At 74.6% G+C, this 16,404-nt stretch carries 16 protein-coding genes and 3 tRNA genes; 7 read left to right on the top strand and 12 right to left on the bottom strand.

The window, feature by feature from the left end; genetic code table 11:
* Nucleotides 1-61 precede the first annotated feature (61 nt).
* The 3 genes from lplB to M8316_RS09210 all read right to left on the bottom strand — a co-directional run bounded on the left by lplB (nucleotide 62) and on the right by M8316_RS09210 (nucleotide 2,249).
* A complete protein-coding gene (gene lplB, locus M8316_RS09220) occupies nucleotides 62-1,114 on the bottom strand; it encodes a lipoate-protein ligase small subunit (protein ID WP_250053961.1) in 1,053 nt (350 codons plus the stop codon).
* Nucleotides 1,115-1,152: 38 nt separating this feature from the next.
* Nucleotides 1,153-1,575, bottom strand: coding sequence for a PPOX class F420-dependent oxidoreductase (locus M8316_RS09215; protein WP_250053959.1), 423 nt, complete (start codon nucleotides 1,573-1,575; stop codon nucleotides 1,153-1,155).
* Between the two features lie 62 nt (nucleotides 1,576-1,637).
* Nucleotides 1,638-2,249 carry a malonic semialdehyde reductase gene (locus M8316_RS09210; protein WP_250053957.1) on the bottom strand — a complete coding sequence of 204 codons (612 nt, stop codon included), beginning with the start codon at nucleotides 2,247-2,249 and terminating at the stop codon, nucleotides 1,638-1,640.
* A gap of 99 nt (nucleotides 2,250-2,348) precedes the next feature.
* Between M8316_RS09210 and M8316_RS09205 the strand changes: the two genes are divergently transcribed.
* Nucleotides 2,349-2,696, top strand: a complete 348-nt coding sequence (locus tag M8316_RS09205; protein ID WP_250053956.1) for a winged helix-turn-helix transcriptional regulator — start codon at nucleotides 2,349-2,351, stop codon at nucleotides 2,694-2,696.
* Between the two features lie 91 nt (nucleotides 2,697-2,787).
* On the opposite strand, the gene M8316_RS09200 is transcribed toward M8316_RS09205, so the two are convergent.
* The 3 genes from M8316_RS09200 to M8316_RS09190 all read right to left on the bottom strand — a co-directional run bounded on the left by M8316_RS09200 (nucleotide 2,788) and on the right by M8316_RS09190 (nucleotide 5,483).
* A tRNA-Lys gene (locus tag M8316_RS09200) sits at nucleotides 2,788-2,860 on the bottom strand.
* A 115-nt stretch (nucleotides 2,861-2,975) separates the two neighbouring features.
* Nucleotides 2,976-4,562 carry a phytoene desaturase family protein gene (locus M8316_RS09195; protein WP_250053954.1) on the bottom strand — a complete coding sequence of 529 codons (1,587 nt, stop codon included), beginning with the start codon at nucleotides 4,560-4,562 and terminating at the stop codon, nucleotides 2,976-2,978.
* Between the two features lie 21 nt (nucleotides 4,563-4,583).
* Complete coding sequence (locus M8316_RS09190; protein ID WP_250053952.1) at nucleotides 4,584-5,483, bottom strand: bifunctional helix-turn-helix transcriptional regulator/GNAT family N-acetyltransferase; 900 nt, start codon at nucleotides 5,481-5,483, stop codon at nucleotides 4,584-4,586.
* A 172-nt stretch (nucleotides 5,484-5,655) separates the two neighbouring features.
* On the opposite strand from M8316_RS09190, the gene M8316_RS09185 reads away from it, so the two are divergent.
* Nucleotides 5,656-6,516, top strand: coding sequence for a sigma-70 family RNA polymerase sigma factor (locus tag M8316_RS09185; protein ID WP_250053993.1), 861 nt, complete (start codon nucleotides 5,656-5,658; stop codon nucleotides 6,514-6,516).
* A gap of 161 nt (nucleotides 6,517-6,677) precedes the next feature.
* On the opposite strand, the gene M8316_RS09180 is transcribed toward M8316_RS09185, so the two are convergent.
* The 3 genes from M8316_RS09180 to orn all read right to left on the bottom strand — a co-directional run bounded on the left by M8316_RS09180 (nucleotide 6,678) and on the right by orn (nucleotide 7,877).
* Nucleotides 6,678-6,902, bottom strand: a complete 225-nt coding sequence (locus tag M8316_RS09180) for a hypothetical protein (RefSeq protein ID WP_250053950.1) — start codon at nucleotides 6,900-6,902, stop codon at nucleotides 6,678-6,680.
* A gap of 148 nt (nucleotides 6,903-7,050) precedes the next feature.
* Nucleotides 7,051-7,126 (bottom strand) — tRNA-His (locus tag M8316_RS09175).
* A 124-nt stretch (nucleotides 7,127-7,250) separates the two neighbouring features.
* A complete protein-coding gene (gene orn, locus M8316_RS09170) occupies nucleotides 7,251-7,877 on the bottom strand; it encodes an oligoribonuclease (RefSeq protein ID WP_250053948.1) in 627 nt (208 codons plus the stop codon).
* A gap of 159 nt (nucleotides 7,878-8,036) precedes the next feature.
* On the opposite strand from orn, the gene M8316_RS09165 reads away from it, so the two are divergent.
* The 3 genes from M8316_RS09165 to M8316_RS09155 all read left to right on the top strand — a co-directional run bounded on the left by M8316_RS09165 (nucleotide 8,037) and on the right by M8316_RS09155 (nucleotide 10,662).
* The gene (locus M8316_RS09165) at nucleotides 8,037-8,600 is read left to right on the top strand and encodes a MauE/DoxX family redox-associated membrane protein (RefSeq protein ID WP_250053946.1); all 564 of its coding nucleotides are present in this window, start codon (nucleotides 8,037-8,039) and stop codon (nucleotides 8,598-8,600) included.
* 94 nt (nucleotides 8,601-8,694) lie between these two features.
* Nucleotides 8,695-9,429 carry a DsbA family protein gene (locus M8316_RS09160; RefSeq protein ID WP_250053944.1) on the top strand — a complete coding sequence of 245 codons (735 nt, stop codon included), beginning with the start codon at nucleotides 8,695-8,697 and terminating at the stop codon, nucleotides 9,427-9,429.
* Between the two features lie 111 nt (nucleotides 9,430-9,540).
* Nucleotides 9,541-10,662 carry an adenosine deaminase gene (locus M8316_RS09155; protein ID WP_250053942.1) on the top strand — a complete coding sequence of 374 codons (1,122 nt, stop codon included), beginning with the start codon at nucleotides 9,541-9,543 and terminating at the stop codon, nucleotides 10,660-10,662.
* 15 nt (nucleotides 10,663-10,677) lie between these two features.
* On the opposite strand, the gene M8316_RS09150 is transcribed toward M8316_RS09155, so the two are convergent.
* Nucleotides 10,678-11,460, bottom strand: coding sequence for a PIG-L deacetylase family protein (locus M8316_RS09150; RefSeq protein WP_250053940.1), 783 nt, complete (start codon nucleotides 11,458-11,460; stop codon nucleotides 10,678-10,680).
* Between the two features lie 172 nt (nucleotides 11,461-11,632).
* Between M8316_RS09150 and M8316_RS09145 the strand changes: the two genes are divergently transcribed.
* On the top strand, nucleotides 11,633-12,367 hold the full coding sequence (locus tag M8316_RS09145) for a helix-turn-helix transcriptional regulator (protein ID WP_250053938.1): 735 nt from the start codon (nucleotides 11,633-11,635) through the stop codon (nucleotides 12,365-12,367).
* Nucleotides 12,368-12,463: 96 nt separating this feature from the next.
* On the opposite strand, the gene M8316_RS09140 is transcribed toward M8316_RS09145, so the two are convergent.
* A tRNA-Arg gene (locus M8316_RS09140) sits at nucleotides 12,464-12,537 on the bottom strand.
* A gap of 210 nt (nucleotides 12,538-12,747) precedes the next feature.
* On the opposite strand from M8316_RS09140, the gene M8316_RS09135 reads away from it, so the two are divergent.
* Nucleotides 12,748-15,123: a TPM domain-containing protein gene (locus M8316_RS09135; RefSeq protein ID WP_250053936.1), complete on the top strand. Its 2,376-nt coding sequence runs from the start codon at nucleotides 12,748-12,750 to the stop codon at nucleotides 15,121-15,123.
* A gap of 7 nt (nucleotides 15,124-15,130) precedes the next feature.
* Here M8316_RS09135 and M8316_RS09130 read toward each other — a convergent pair whose 3' ends face one another.
* Nucleotides 15,131-16,252, bottom strand: a complete 1,122-nt coding sequence (locus M8316_RS09130; protein WP_250053934.1) for a YibE/F family protein — start codon at nucleotides 16,250-16,252, stop codon at nucleotides 15,131-15,133.
* Between the last annotated feature and the right edge of the window lie 152 nt (nucleotides 16,253-16,404).

The raw sequence follows: 16,404 nt of genomic DNA, 5'->3' as shown, positions 1-16,404 counted from the left end.
CAGGACGGGCTCGCCCGCGTCCCGCAGTGCAGGGTCCCGCAGGCCGACGTCGCCGCGTCGGTCACGGGACGCGGGCGAGCCACTCCCCACCGACGTACTTCTCGGCTGCCAGCGCCTCGGACGCGGCGCGCGTGCCGTCGTCCAGGGCCTCGCGGCCCAGGCCGTAGGACTGCTCGAAGTGGTCGAGCATCGCCTCGACGACCTTCTCCCGCGTGAGGCCGGTCTGGCTGCGGATCGGGTCGACGCGCTTGCCCGAGGAGGTGTGCCCCTTGTCGGAGAGCTTCTCGCGGCCGATGCGCAGGATGTCCATCATCGCGTCGGCGTCCATGTCGTAGCTCATGGTCACGTGGTGCAGCACGGCGCCCGACGCCCGCTTCTGCGCCGCACCGCCGATCTTGCCGGCGGGCGAGACGATGTCGTTGACCGGCACGTAGGACGCCTCGACGCCCAGGCCGCGCAGCGCGCGGACGACCCAGGCGTCCAGGAAGGCGTAGGAGTCGAGGAAGCTGAGGCCCGCGACCAGGGTGTCGGGCACGTAGAGCGAGTACGTGATGGTGTTGCCCGGCTCCACGAACATCGCCCCGCCGCCGGAGACCCGGCGCACGACCGTGGCGTCGTGCCGGGCGGCGGCCTCGAGGTCGACCTCGTTCGAGAGCGACTGGAACGAGCCGATGATGACGGCGTTGGAGGCCCACTCCCACACGCGCAGGGTCGGGCCGCGCTCGCCGGAGGCGACCTGGCGCAGCAGCACCTCGTCCAGCGCCATCTGGGCCGGCGGGTGCAGCGGCCCGGCCTCCAGCAGCGTGAAGTCGTGGTCGTGCCAGGCCGTGCTCCGGCCCAGGGCGCGCAGGACGGCCATGCCGAGGGAGCGGGCGTCGAAGCCGACCAGCACCGCGTCGCCGGCGGCCTCCTCGACGGCGCTCGCCAGGGTGCCCAGCGGCACGTCGACCGGCCGGCCGAGCAGGGCGTCCGACATGGCGCCGAGGGCCTCGTCGGGCTCGAGGAAGAAGTCGCCGGAGACGACGGCCTCGGTGATCACCTCGTCGGTGACCTCCAGGTCGACGACGACCAGCTTGCCCTGCGGGACCTTGAACTCTCCGTGGTGGTGGGTCACGCCCGCCCCAACCGCGTCGGGCGGCCGTGTGTTCCGCCTCAGCCCAGCTGGCCGTAGGCGTGCACGGGCGTCAGCCGGACGACGAGGCGACGGTCGGTGACGAGGGCGGCACGGTACTCGTCCCAGTCCTCGTGCTCGCCGGCGATGGCGCGGTACAGGGCCACCGACTCCTCGGCGGCTGCGTCGTCGGGGGCGGCCACCACCTCCGAGAGCGAGGCCTCGCACTCCAGCACGGCGTAGGCCCAGAACGAGCCGCCCGAGACGTGCAGCGCCGCCCACGGGGTGTGCCGCAGGTTGGCGTACTTCGCCCGGTCGGCGGTGATCGAGACGCGCACGGTGCCGTGCTCGTCGACGGCGTGCACCACGTTGGAGATCTGCGGGCGGCCGTTGCTGCGCCGCAGCGTGGTCAGCACGGACTGGTGGGTGCCGCGCGCGGCGGTCAGGGCCTGCTCGATCTCCATGGGTCCACGCTCGCGCGTGCTGGGCGGGCGGGGCTCACCCGGCACGCGCGGACCTCGCGGGCTCAGGCCCAGGCCAGCACCGTCTCGTCGGCCAGGCGGGGCAGCCGCGGGAACCACGGGTCCTGGCCCGGGTGCCCGATGTTGACCAGCAGCTGGCTGCGCCAGCCGTTCTCGGCGTGGAACGCAGCGTCGACACCGGCGCGGTCGAAGCCGGCCATCGGACCGGCGGCGAGGCCGGCGGAGCGGACGGCGAGCAGCAGGACGCCGGTCTGCAGGGCGGCGTTGTAGTCCGCGACCCCGGCGCGCATGCCGGCGTCCCCGGCGAAGTTCTCCCGCATCATCTCGCCCCGCGCCGGGAAGGTGGTGGGGAAGTGCTCGTGGAACTCGGGGTCGAAGGCGAGGATCGCGGTGACCGGGGCGGCGCTGACCTTGGCCTGGTTGCCCTCGGCCACGTGCGGCAGGAGCCGCTCCTTGCCCGCGGTGTCACGGACGAAGGTGACCCGCAGCGGCTGGCCGTTGGCGGCGCTGGGTGCCCACCGGGCGAGGTCCCAGATCTCGTGCAGCTGGGCGTCGGTGACGGGGGTGTCGGACCAGGTGTTGGAGGTGCGGGCCTCGGTGAAGAGCAGCTCGCGCCCGGGGGCGTCGAGGGGGCGGAGGTCGGTCGTGCTGGTCATGGGGCGTGCTTCTTCCTGCGATGTGGCTAGGTCGAGACGAGTAACTTCGATTTGCGAAGTAACATTCCCGGGCCGGCGTCCCTGGCTAGGATGACGGGCATGACCGCGCCCCGCGTGCCCACGACGGCACACGACCCGCGCGCGTGCGACGGGGCGCTCGCCCGGGCCATGACCTTCCTCGGCAAGCGGTGGAACGGCCTCCTGCTCGGGGTGCTCAGCGACGGGCCGGCCGGGTTCAGCGACCTGCGGCGGGCGCTGCGGATCAGCGACTCCGTGCTGAGCGACCGGCTCGCCGGCCTCACCGAGGCGGGACTGGTCAGCCGGACGGTCGACCCCGGGCCGCCCACCCGCGTCACCTACGCGCTGACCGAGGCGGGGGAGGGGCTCGCCCCCGCGCTGGCCGCCCTCACCGACTGGAGCCGGGACCACCTGCCGCAGCGCGACTGAGCCGGTCGACCAGCAGCAGGTCGCTCCAGGAGCACGGGCACCACGGAAAAACGCCGAAGGGCCAGGACGATCGTCCTGGCCCTTCGTTCTGTACGCCATCACGGACTCGAACCGCGAACCCGCTGATTAAGAGTCAGCTGCTCTGCCAATTGAGCTAATGGCGCCCGTTGCCTTGCTGGGCTTGCGCCCCGCGCTGCAACGAGAAGAACATTACCAGCGGATGACCGGACCGCGAAAATCGCGAGCCACCCGTCCGGGTCGTCCGGGTGAAAGGCCAGGTCAGCGCGCTTCCAGCACGGCCTGTGCCGCGTTGTGGCCGCCGATGCCCGAGACGGCCCCGCCGCGACGGGCGCCGGAGCCGCACAGCAGCACGCGCTCGTGGTCGGTCTGCACGCCCCAGCGTCGCGCCGGGGTGTCGAGCAGAGCCCGCCCCGGGGCCCACGGCCACTCCAGGTCGCCGTGGAAGATGTGGCCGCCCGGCATGGCGAGGTCGGCCTCGACGTCCTGCGGGACCTTGGCCTCGACGCAGGGGCGGCCGTCGGCGTCCGTGGCCACGCAGGACAGCAGCGGCTCCTCAAGGTGCTCGTCCAGGGCGGCGATCGCGCGCCGCACCGCCTCGTCCTTGCGCTCGGCGCGCGTGGCGGGGTCGGCGAAGAGGGCGGCCGGGGTGTGGAGCCCGAAGTAGGTCATCGTGTGCCAGCCCTCGGGCGCCGAGCCGAGGATGGAGGGGTCGGTGAGCGAGTGGCAGTAGACCTCGCCCGGCAGCACGTCGGGCAGGACGCCCTCGGCCGCCTGGTGGTAGGCACGCTCGATCTGGGAGTGGTCCTCGGCGATGTGCAGGGTGCCGGCGAACGCCTCGCGGGGGTCGGCGCCCGAGCGCAGCCGCGGCAGACGCTCCAGCAGCAGGTTGATCTTCAGCTGCGAGCCGGCGGGCTTGGTCGCCTCGTCCGCCTCCTCGCCCAGCAGGATGCGCAGCACCCAGGGGGCGACGCCCGAGAGCAGGTGGCCGGCGCGCACGGCGTGGTGCCCGGCCTCGTCGTCCCACGCGACCTCGACCTCGTCGGCACCCGGACGCACGGCGCTGACGCCGGCGCCGGTGAGCACCTCCGCCCCGGCGCCGGTCGCGGCTCGCAGCAGCGCGTCGGTGACCGCGCCCATGCCGCCGACGGGCACGCGCCACTCGCCCGTGCCGTTGCCGACCAGGTGGTAGAGGAAGCAGCGGTTCTGGGCCAGCGACGGGTCGTGCAGGGAGGCGAAGGTGCCGATCAGCGCGTCGGTGCCGACGACCCCGCGCACGGTGTCGTCGGTGAAGCGGCGCTCGACGGCCTCGCCGAGCGGCCGCTGCACGAGGTCGGTCCAGATCTGCGGGTCCGCCAACGCCGCCGCGTCCGCCTCGCTCGGCAGCGGCCGGAGGAACGTCGGGGCGAGCCCGGCGGCGAACCGCTCGACGTCGCCGTAGAAGGACTGCCAGGCCGCGTACTCCTCGGTGCCGCCGGTCAGCGCGGCGAAGGACGCGGCGGTGCGCTCGTCCTCCGGGCGGTGCACGTGCAGCCCGCTGGGCACGCCGCCCCGCAGGGTCGGCGTGAACGACGCGGTGCGCCGCGAGCGCAGGTCGACGGCCAGGTCGAGGTCCGCCATCAGCGCCTCGGGCATGAGGGAGACCAGGTAGGAGTAGCGGGAGAGCCGCACGTCGTGCCCGGTGAACGCCGGGGCCGAGACCGCGGCACCGCCGGTGCGGCCGAGCCGCTCCAGCACCAGCACCGACAGGCCCGCCCGGGCCAGGAGGGCGGCGGAGGTCAGGCCGTTGTGGCCGCCTCCGACGACCACGACGTCGTAGCGGTCACGGGACGCGGCAACGGTGCTCACGCCCGTCAACGTAACCCGTGCTCAGCCCGCCGCGGGGGAGAGGGCCTTGCGGAACCAGGCGTCGGCGTGGGGGTTGTCGTTGTAGCGAGGCACCTCCACGTACCCGGTGCGCGTGTAGAGGGAGACCGCCTCGCCGAGCACCCGGTTGGTGTCCAGGACGACGGCGGGGTGGCCGTCGCTCGCGGCCAGCTGCTCCAGCGCCTCGAGGAGCCGGCGGCCCAGGCCGCTGCCGCGCCAGCTCGGGTCCACCCACATGCGCTTGACCTCGGCGGCCACGGAGCCGTCCGGCATCGGGGTGGGGCGGATGCCGCCGACCCCGACCACGACGCCGTCGCTGAGCGCCAGCAGGTAGCGGCCGCCGGGGTCCACCAGCGCGCCGGGGCTGTTGAAGCCCCCGTCGAGGTCGGAGAACCGGTCGGCCACCTCGTCCACGTAGCGGCCGACGGCGGCGAGCACGCGCGGGTCGTCGTGCGGGTGCTCGCCGATCTCGAGGGTCGCGGCCCGCACCAGCAGCTCGGCGGTGCGCAGCGCCTCGGCGAGCCGCGCGCGCTGGCTCTCGGCCAGGGGCATGAGCAGGGAGGAGGCGAGTGCGTCCGAGCGTCGGTCGATCTCGCGCAGCTCGCGGTGCCCGTCCTCGGTCAGGGAGGCGACCCGGCGGCGCTGGTCCGCGGGGTCGGGCTCGGTGAGCACGAGGCCCTCGCGCTCGAGGCGGCGCAGCAGCCGGGAGAGGTAGCCGGAGTCGAGGCCGAGGCGGGTGCGCAGCTCGAGCACGCTCGCGCCGTCGGGGGAGGAGCCGACCTCGAGCAGCAGGCGCGAGGCGGCCAGCGGGCGGCCCAGGCCGAGGAAGGAGTGCTCGAGCACGCCGGTGCGCTGGGACCAGGCGAGGTTGAAGCGGCGGAGGGTGGCGACGTCGTCCTGCATATCTCTGACCTTAGTCAGATAAATGGCCGCCGCCAAGCCTGCGTCGGCGTGGCCGGCCCGGTCCAGACCTGAGCGCCCCAAAGGGGTGAGAGAGGTGTAGAAGGTTTGTCGACGGTCAATAAGCCTCCTGACAGCGTGACCCACCCCGTACGACCAGGAGCCAGCCGTGAGCATGACCGCCTCTTCCGCGCCGGAGTCGGTGCCCAGCACCAGCCCCCGCACCGAGGTCGTGGCACACGCGGGTGCCGAGGTCATCGACCTCGACGCCACGCGTGCCCGTCGCCTCAGCGACGCCGACCGCGCCGCCTTCACCCAGCACCTCCTCGAGCAGGCCGCCGCGGCCGGCTCCGACGCCGAGCGTCAGCAGATGCTCGACCGCGTGGTGGAGCTGAACATGCGGGTGGCCGAGGCCGTCGCCCGCCGCTACGCCCGCAAGGGCGTCCCGATCGAGGACCTCACCCAGGTCGCCTACCTCGCGCTGGTGCGGGTCGTCCGCTCCTTCGAGCCCGAGCAGGGCCGCGACCTCCTGGCGTACGCGGTGCCCTCGATCACCGGCGAGATCCGCCGCCACTTCCGTGACCACGGCTGGACGATCCGGCCGCCGCGCGACGTGCAGCGTGCGCACTCCCGCATCCTGCGGGCCCAGGCCTCCTTCGAGAAGCTGGACGAGCAGGGCGTCGCCGGCCTCGCCGCCGAGGTCGAGGAGTCCGTCGACACCGTGCGCGAGGCGCTCGCCGCTCGCTCCTTCTACTCGCTGCTCTCCATCGACGCGCCCGTCACCGAGGACTCCGCGCCGCGCGACGTCGCGGTGCCGGACGACCGGTCCGCCGAGCAGTGCGAGGCTCGCCTGCTCCTGGCGCCGCTGCTCAAGACCCTCGGCACCCGCGAGCGCGACGTGCTGCGCCTGCGGTTCGCCGACGAGCTCTCGCAGCGCGAGATCGCCGAGCAGCTCGGCATGTCCCAGGTCCAGGTCTCCCGTCTCCTGCAGAAGCTGCTCGTGCAGCTGCGCCAGGCGCTGGGCGAGGTCGCCTGACCCCCATCCGACTCAGCCACCGAGGCGCTGTCACCGCTCACGGACGAAGGGCCCCCGTCCTCCTGCTCGCCGGCAGGAGGTCGGGGGCCCTTCGCGTGTCCCGTGGAGGTGCGGGGTCGGTGAGTGGGGGGGTGAGGGGACGTGGGGACGGGGTGGGGCTGTCAGGAAGCGCTGCCCAGGCCCCGGGTCGAGGAGAGCGTGAGGGCGTAGGCCAGATCGGCGTTGCGCCGCTCCTCGGCGAGGACGTGACGTCGTCGGGCCTCGGCCAGGAGGTCGACGACGGCGCTGCGGGCGCGCTCGGCCGAACGGGCGCGCTCGGTCGCCGAGGTCGCGTGACGGAGGGGGACGACGGTCGCGGTGCGGAGGGTCTCGTAAACGTTTGCCATGGCTTCACTGTGGGCCGCGCGGTGCTAGCCACGAGCGAGGAATCGTCAGGATTCCGACAAGACGGACCGGTCCGGTTCAGAAGTGCCGGAGCAGGGCCTCCGGACGCAGCGAGGGCCCCGATCTGCTCGATCGGGGCCCTCGTGCGCATGGGGTGAGCGACGGGACTTGAACCCGCGACCCTCGCGACCACAACGCGATGCTCTACCAGCTGAGCTACGCCCACCATGGGCCCGGTGACCAGGCCGAGGTAGATACTAGGGGAGCGGGCCGGACGGCGACGAATCGGCGTCCCGGTGCCCCGGAGCGGGGCCGCGTGGCCCGTGCGGGGGCCGTGAGGCGGTGCCTCCTCAGGCGCCGTGGTCGCCCTGGAGACCCGTGAGCGAGCCGCCGTGGCGGGCCGCGATGTCCTTGGCGGTCTCCGAGTCCGGGCCGGGCTGCGGGACGAAGACGGCCTCGCGGTAGTACCGCAGCTCCTCGATCGACTCCTGGATGTCGGCCAGGGCGCGGTGGTTGCCCTTCTTGCTGGGCGAGGCGTAGTAGGCCCGCGGGTACCAGCGTCGCGAGAGCTCCTTGATCGAGGAGACGTCGACGATCCGGTAGTGCAGGAAGGCGTCGAGCTCGTGCATGTCGCGGGAGAGGAACGCGTGGTCGGTGGCCACGGTGTTGCCGGCCAACGGCGGCCGGGACCCGTCGGCGCAGTGCTCACGGAGGTAGTCCATGACCTGCTTCTCCGCCTCGGCCATCGTGACGCCCGCGTCGAGCTCCTCGAGCAGGCCGGACTTCTCGTGCATGTCGCGCACGAACGGCACCATCTGCTCCAGCGCGGCGGCCGGCGGCTTGATGATGATGTCCACGCCGTCGCCCAGCACGTTGAGGTCGAAGTCGGTCACGAGCGCGGCGACCTCGATGAGAGCGTCCGCCGTCAGGTCGAGCCCGGTCATCTCGCAGTCGATCCACACGAGTCTGTCGCTCATGTCCTGGACCCTACCCACGGCCTGCGCCCCGGCGCTCATCGCCCGGCCAGGACGACGGCCCACGCCCGGGCAGGACGACGGCCCACGACCGTCGGGCCGAAGGTCACCGGGAGCGGCGCAGCCCTCCACGTCGAGCTCCGTGCTGCCTACCGTGACCGGGTGAGCCTCGTGCACCGTGCCCCCGACAGCGCCCACCACGCCGAGGGGCCGGCGCCGCGGTCCGACGGGTCGGTCTCGTGGCCGGGCCCCGGGGTGGGTCCCTGGGTGGGCCTGGCGGCGCGACTCGTGGTGGGTGGCGTCTGGGTGGTGGCGTCCCTGCTGAAGCTGCCCGACCCGCAGCAGTCGGTCCGGGCCGTCCGGGCCTACGAGGTGCTGCCCGAGGCCGTGGTGCCGACCCTGGGGGCGTTGCTGCCCGGCATCGAGCTGGTGGTCGGGCTCCTGCTGCTGCTCGGGCTGGCCACGCGCCCGGCCGCGGTCGTCTCCGCCGTGCTCCTGGTGGTGTTCGTCGCGGCCATCGGCCAGGCCTGGGCCCGGGGCCTGACGATCGACTGCGGCTGCTTCGGCGGCGGCGGCCAGGTGGCCGACCCCGGCAGCAGCTACTTCTGGGAGATCGTCCGGGACGCCGGCCTGCTGCTGGCCTCCGTGTGGCTGGTGGCTCGCCCGCGGACGCGGCTGTCGCTGCACCCGGTGCTGTTCGGCGGCTCACGGGGGCATCGGGGCTGAGCCGCACCCCGGCTCACCCGTTCGGTGCGACCCCGTACGCTTCGCTCCGACCGCTGTCGTCGCTCCGAGCCCGAGGAAGGCTGAACCCGAACAGATGGCCAAGAAGCAGAACACCAACGAGCGCGCGGCCCGCGCTGCCGCCGCCCTGGCGGCCCAGCAGAAGGCCGAGAAGCGCCGCAACCTCGTGACCGCCGTGGTCGTGGGCCTCGTCGTGGTGCTCATCGCCGGTGGGGTCTACATCTACCTGCGCAACGCCGGCCAGGCCGGCGAGATCGCCGCCGCCGGCGCCGGCGAGGGCGAGTACGGCGTCACCATCGGTGACGCCGACGCCCCCCACGAGGTCGTGGTCTACGAGGACTTCCTCTGCCCCTACTGCGGCCAGCTCGAGGCAGCCTCGCGCGACGACTTCACCGAGGCCGCCAACGCCGGCCAGGTGCAGATCGAGTACCGCCCGTTCAACCTGCTCTCCGGCATCAGCGACTACTCCGAGCGGGCCACGTCCGCGTTCGCGGTGGTGCTGACCGAGGAGGGCGCGACCGTGGCGAAGAAGTTCCACGACATCCTCTACGAGAACCAGCCCTCGGAGTCCGCGGAGGAGTTCCCGGACAACCAGCAGCTGCTGGACTGGGCCGTCGAGGCAGGCGCCGACGAGGCCACCGTCAGCGACGGCATCCTCGACCAGACGATGACCGACTGGGTCGAGGAGGCCACCACGGCCGCCACCGACGCCGGCGTCTCGGGCACCCCCACCGTCCTGCTGGACGGCGAGCAGGTCTCCGGCACCGCCGACCAGATCGTGCAGACGGTCCTGGACACCGTCCAGGAGTGAGCCACCCCCGGCGTCGCGTGACGCCACGGCCGCGGGCCGTCGTCCCCTCGTGCGAGGTGGACGGCGGCCCGTCACCGTTCCGGAGGGGGCGGCGGGTGAGAGCATGCCCCGATGAGCACCGCGACCCCCCACGACGGCACCACGCCGTCCCGCCCCACCACGCCTGCGGCCCTCGGCCTCCTGGACCCGGCGCTGGCCGCCCACCCGCTCGCGGGGTTCGTGGCCGGCCTGCCGAAGGCCGAGCTGCACGTGCACCACGTCGGCTCGGCCTCGCCCGAGATCGTGGCCGGGCTCGCGGCCCGCCACCCGGGCACCGTGCCCACGGACCTCGACGAGCTCCGGTCCTTCTTCGAGTTCCGCGACTTCGCACACTTCATCGACGTCTACCTCGCGGTGGTGGCGCTGGTGCGCACCCCCGAGGACGTCCGCTTCCTGACCTACGAGGTCGCGCGCGGGCTCGCGGCGCAGCAGGTGCGCTACGCGGAGCTGACGTGCACGCCGTACACCAGCGTGCTGCCCTACCGGCCGGGCGAGGGCATGTCGGCCCAGGCCTACACCGAGGCCATCGAGGACGCCCGGGTCGCCGCGGAACGCGACCTCGGCGTCGTGCTGCGCTGGATCTACGACGTGCCCGGCGAGGCCGGGGTCCGGGCCGCCGACGCGACCCTCGCGATGGCCATGGACCACCGGGTCGACGCCCTCGTCGGCTTCGGTCTGGGCGGCCCCGAGATCGGCGTGCCGCGTCCCCAGTTCGCCCGGCACTTCACCCAGGCGCTCAACGAGGGGCTGCACAGCGTCCCGCACGCCGGTGAGACCACCGGCCCCGAGACCGTCTGGCACGCCCTGCGCGACCTCGGCGCCGAGCGGATCGGGCACGGCACCTCGTCCGCGCAGGACCCGGAGCTGCTCGCCCACCTCGCCGCCACGGGCGTGCCGCTGGAGGTCTGCCCCTCCAGCAACGTCGCCACCCGGGCGGTCACCGACCTGGCGGCCCACCCGCTGAAGACCTTCGTGGACGCCGGCGTGCGGGTGACGATCAACTCCGACGACCCGCCGATGTTCAACACCACGCTCAACCAGGAGTACCTGGTGGCCGCCGACCTCCTCGGCCTGGACGAGGCGGGGCTGGCCGACCTCGCGCGTGCCGCGGTCGACGCCTCGTTCGCGCCGGACGACGTGCGTGCGCGGGTGCTCGCGGAGATCGACGACTACGCGGGTCCCACAGCCGACTGAGCCGACGGGGTGGCCTCAGACCGCCTCGAGGGCGGGTTCGCCCGCCTCGTCCTCGCCGTTCTCGAGCACCGGCTCGGGGAGCACGACCACGTGCTCGACGGCGGCCTCGAACAGCGCCAGGCTGGCCGGCCCGATGCTGGGCTCGGCGTCTCCTCCGACGTCCTTGGGGCGCACCTGCGAGGCGTGGGCACGGATCGCGTCGTGCTTGGCGGCGAGCACCTCCTCGTCGAGGGTGAGGACGGCCATGTCCTCCCAGGGCGCCTCGTCGGGGGAGTGGTGGCGCCACATGAGCAGGGGGTACTCCACCAGCCGGGCACCGGTGACCCTGGCGACCTCCGCGGCGGCGCGCCCGGCGGCGTCGTGGTCGGGGTGGCCGTCGTGCCGCCAGGGCGCGACCAGCAGGGTGCGGGTGCCGTCGCCGACGATCTCGGTGAGCGCGGTGACGACCTCGCGTTCCACCGTGGTGACGCCGGTGTCGGGGGCGCCGAGGAAGACGACGGGCGCGCCCGGGGCCAGCTGCTCCACGGCGGCGTCGAGCTCGCCGAGCCGCAGGGTGGCCAGGGAGTGGCGGCTCATGTCCTCGCGCGGCGGGTGGGACGACTCGCCTGCGGTGAGGAGCACCAGGTAGACCGACATGCCGGCGCGGTGGGCGGTGGCGATGAGCCCGCCCACGCCCAGGCTCTCGTCGTCGGGGTGCGCGGAGACGACGACGAGCCGGTCGCAGGTGCGACCCCGGTTGGTCAGGTCGAGAGCAGGGCCACGTCCCCAGGCGGGGTGCTGCTGCCAGGTCTCGTGCACGGAGTGGTTCCCTTCGCTGTGCCCGGGCGGACGGCCCCAGGGCGGGCCGACCGAGCTGGTCGTGGGTTCTCGTCGTCAGGAGTGTCGGGGGGAGCCTGTCGATCCGGGGGACCGAACGTAAACCCCCGTCCATGGTGGAGCATCCTCCCGCTGGGTGAAATAGGCTGCCGCCATGAGTTCACCCAGCGACGCCCGTGTGCCGCACGGCGACGACCGGCCCCTGTCGGTCGCGCTCGTCAACGACTACCAGGTGGTCGTGGCCGGCCTGTCGACGCTGCTCGAGCCGTTCTCCGACCGCGTGGTGGTGCGCGAGCTGGACGCCGGGGTCGAGGTGGTCCGTCCGGTCGACGTGGCGCTCTTCGACACGTTCGCCCAGGTGCAGGGCGAGGGTCTCTCGCTGCCCGACGTCGTCGCCTCGGCCGGGCTGGTGCTCGTCTACTCCTGGAACGACCACGCGGAGGCGGCCGACGACGCCTTCGACTCCGGTGCCCACGGCTTCGTGAGCAAGCGGGTCAGCGCCGAGGACCTGGTGGCCGCCATCGAGAAGGTCGCGGCCGGTGACTCCGTGCGGCTCCTCGGGCCCGAGCAGCCGGAGGCTGCCGACATGGTCGTGCCCGACCACGTCGACGTGGCCACGCCGCACGACGAGGACGAGGCGCGTGTCGGGCAGCCGGCCTGGCCCGCCCAGGAGCACGGGCTGTCGGCCCGCGAGGCCGAGGTGATCGCACTGGTCACCCGCGGGATGGCGAACATCGAGATCGCCCGGGCCTGCTACCTGTCGATCAACTCGGTGAAGACCTACGTGCGCACGGCCTACAAGAAGATGGGCGTGCACTCGCGGGCCCAGGCCGTGCTCTGGGGGCTGGCCCACGGCCTCGGGCCCGAGCAGGAGCGCGAGGCGGAGTAGGCCCGCCCGGTGCCCCGCGGCCGGGCCCGCCCACGCAGCAGGAAGCCCGGTGGACCGTCGGTCCACCGGGCCTCGCCCCTCCTGGGGATCACCGCGCGCCCCCGGCAGGATTCGAACCTGCGACCGGCGGATTAGAAGGCCGCTGCTCTATCCAGCTGAGCTACGGAGGCGGGAGGCCGACAGCGTCGCGACGCGTGGCACGGCCTGGCCGGAGAATACCCGTGCCTGCTGCTGCCGACACGATCGGGACAGCACCACGATCCGGCACGCCCCGAGGTGTGCCGGGTGCACGGATGCGCCCCCGGTGGCCGCCCCGGGCGGTAGCGTCAGGGCGGTCCGCCCCACCCGGCCGGTCCTCGGCCGCCTCACCGGAGGTGCCCGTGCGCCGAGCCCCGACCTCCCTGCTCCCCGCGCTCCTGGTCGGTCTGGCCATCCTGCTGTCGGGAGCGGTCGTCGCGCCGGCGTCCGCGAGCGGCACCGTCGAGGGCGTCGACCTGTGCAGCACGGACGTGGTCAACGACCCCGCCGGCGTCCTCGACGTCGCCCGGGTGCAGCGGGCTGCCCGCCCGCTCGAGCGCGCCGGCTTCACCGTGAAGGTGCTCGCCACCCGCCGCGTCCCCGGCACCGGCGGCCTCGACGCGGCCGTCGCCGACCTCCGCGCGACCTGCGACGAGTGGGGCTGGCGCCGCGGGGGCGGGCGCTCGCTGCTGGTGCTGGCCGTCGCCACCCGGGACGAGCGCGTCGGCGCGTACTTCGACGGTGCCGCCACCAGCACCTTCGACCGCAGCTACGAGGCGGTCGTCGACGACATGGCCGGCCGGTTCACCGCCGGCGCCTGGACGGCCGGGATGGTGGGCGCGCTCGAGGCGTTCGACAGGCGGTGGTCGCGGGCCGGTGCGAGCACGGGCTCCGGCTCGGGTGCCGGCTCGGGCTCGGGCTCCGGGGTCTCCGGCGGCGGGGTGGGCGCGCGCGACGTCAGGGGCACCTCGGACGGGGCGGGGCCGGCGGGCACGCCGTGGGGGCTGCTGGCCGCCGTCGTGCTGGTGGTGCTCGTCGTCGGGCTCTGGGGCGGCCTGGCGCTGCTGCGCCGCCGTCGTCAGCGGGCCGCGGCCCGCCGCGACCTCACCACCGCCCTCGACGGGCTGGCCGCGGCGTGGCTGGCCGTGGAGGAGGGCTCGGAGCTGGAGCACGCGCGGGTCGCGGCGCTCCCCGGGGTCGACGACGTGGCCCTCACCGCGGTGCGCGCGGGGCACGCCGAGGCCGAGCGGCTGGGGGAGGTCGGCGAGCGGACCTGGCTGGACGTCGGCGAGCGGCTCACCAGCGCCCGCGTCGCGCGCCTGGGCACCGACGAGGCGCGCGCCGAGACCGCGACGGTGCTGGGCGCCACCGAGCAGCTCGTCGCGGCCCGTGCCGGCTTCGAGCGGGTCGGCCTGCTGATCGACGGCTACGAGGCCGCCGGTGCCGCGGTCCCCGGCCGCTGCGGCGCGCTGCGCGACGCCGCGGCCGACCTCGACCGGCTCGTGTCACGTCGCCGGGGCGAGGGGTACTTCTGCTCCACCAGCCTCGACGCAGGCGAGCGTGCCCGCGCCGGCGCCGAGGAGGCGGAGCGGACGTCGGCCGAGCGCCGGCACGGGGACGCCGCTGCCCTGCTGGACGTCGCCGAGGCCCGGGTCGCCGAGCACACGGCCCTGGTGGAGGACCTGCCCGCCTTCCGCGGCCGGGTGCTGGCCGACCTCGGCGGGGTCCGCGACCGGCTCCCCGAGCTGGACCGACGCCTGACCATGGCCGACACGGTGCTCGCCGACCTCGTCGGCACCTACGAGGAGAGCTGCCACGCCGACGTCCGGGAGGCCCTCGGGGCTGCCCGCACGCTCCGCGCCGGCCTGGACGCGCGCCTGACGGCGGCCGAGCAGGCCGCCGGGATGGACACCCAGCAGTTCGCGCAGGCCCGGGAGGCCGTGGACGGTGCCGGCGCGGACGTCGAGGTCGTGGTGGAGCGCAGCGACCTGCCGGCGCAGCGCCGTGAGCGGCTGGCCTCGCTGGTGGCGCAGCTGCCCGGCCGGGCCGAGCAGGTCGGGCTGGCGGCCACGCGGCTGGAGTCGGACGTGGCCCGCCACGCCGAGGCGGTCGGCTACCTCTCCCCGGTGCCCCAGGTGAGTCCGCTGCTCGCCCGGGCACGCGCGCTGACGGCCGCGCTGGCACTGCCGCGTCCGGCGCTGCTGGAGGTCGAGGCCGAGACCGTGGCCCTGGGCGGTGAGATCGAGGGCCTGCGGGCGCGCGTGGACGCGGTCGTGGCCGAGCACGCGGCCGCCCAGCAGGCGCTCGCCGCCGCCCGAGCGGCGGTCGAGCGGGCCGGACGCGAGACGGTGGGCGCCGACGTCGGGCCCGGCTCCCGGCAGGCCGCCGCGCTGGCGGCCCAGCAGCTCGCTGATGTCCACCGCCTCGCGAGCCTCGCCGCGATCGCCGACGGTGCCGCCCGGGTGCGGCGCGACGCCGACGCCGCGGCCTCCCGTGCGCGCTCCGAGCGCGACGCAGCCCGTCGTCGTCGTGCGTCGGCCTCGTCCACCTCGTTCCTCGGCGGCTCGGGTCGGGGCCGCTCCGGGGGCTCGGGCCTCGGTGGGGGCGGTGGCTCGCGCGGCTTCGGCGGCGGTGGCGGTTCGCGCGGCTTCGGCGGTGGCGGTGGCTCCCGCGGGTTCGGCGGCGGTGGCGGCTCGCGGGGCTTCGGCGGGGGCGGCGGCGGACGTCGGGGGCGCTGAGCGCCCGTCAGTCGGCGGCGCGCGGCGGCCCCGCGAGCACCGCGGCCAGCGCGGTGGTGACCGGCACCGCCAGCATCAGGCCCACCGCGCCCGTGAGGGTGCGGACGATCTCCTCGGCCAGCTGCTCGGTTGAGACCAGGTCGAGCAGCGGCCGGTCGTAGAGGTAGAGCAGCATCAGCACGGCCAGCGCACCGCCGGCGTAGGCGAAGACGATCGTGTAGATCGTGGAGGCGATGTGGTCGCGGCCGATCCGCATCCCCCGGGAGAACAGCGCCGTGCGGGGCAGGCCCGGGGCGGCGCCCCGCAGCTCCCACACCGCCGAGGTCTGGGTGATGGTGACGTCGTTGAGGATGCCCAGCCCGGCGATCACCAGGGCGCAGGCCAGCAGCCCGCGGTAGTCGAGGTCGGAGGCGTAGGCGCCGAGCAGCGCCGTCGACTCGTCCGAGACGCCGGTGAGGGCTGCCAGGCGCATCCACGCCTCGCCCAGCCCGAGCACCATCAGGACGCCGGCCAGCGTGCCGAGCAGGGCCGTGCTGGTGCGCCAGGAGAGGCCGTGGGTCGTGTAGAGCACCACGACCAGGATGAGCGTGGCCGTGCACAGGGCGACCGCCACGCCGTTCTCGCCCGTGAGGAGCGCCGGCAGCGTGAACTGCCACAGCACCAGGCCGCTCACCGTGAGGCCGACGATCGCCATGAGCCCCCGCAGCCGGGCCACGGCCACGGCCACCACCACGAACAGCACCAGCAGCCAGAGCAGGGCCGCGTCGCGGTCGGTGGCGTAGTAGGCGTACGTGGCCTCGCCGCCGTCGCCCTGCGGCTGCGTGCGCAGCAGCTCCACCTCGTCGCCGGAGGCGAGGCCCGAGCCCAGCACCTCGGCGGCGGCCGGCACCACCACCGGCGAGGACTCGCCGTCGACCGTCACCCGCAGCGCGCCGCAGCCGTCACCGACCTGGCTCTGGTCGGCGCACGGCCCCTGGACGGTCACGACGCGCCCGGTGACGTAGGTCGTGCCGGGAGCGGTCGAGCCGGCGAGGTCGTCGACCGCGGCCACCGCCGAGGACTCCGGCCACAGCCGCACCGTGCCGGCCAGCGCCGCCAGCAGGGCCACCGCGATGAGGGCGAGCAGCACCCCGCGCGTCGCGCGCGTCAGCTCGAGCGGCGCGACGTGCCCGTGACTGTGCCCGTGACTGTGCCCGTGACCGTGCCCATGGCCGTGACCCCCGGCCCCGGCGTCCTCGTGGACGGCGCGCCGCCGACCCGCCGAGCGCGGGGCGGCCCGTC

The organism is Nocardioides bruguierae, assembly GCF_023554635.1.
Taxonomy (GTDB): Bacteria; Actinomycetota; Actinomycetes; order Propionibacteriales; family Nocardioidaceae; genus Nocardioides; species Nocardioides bruguierae.
The sequence above is the reverse complement of the archived record's forward strand: the minus strand, read 5'-3'. Positions and strand labels throughout refer to the sequence as shown.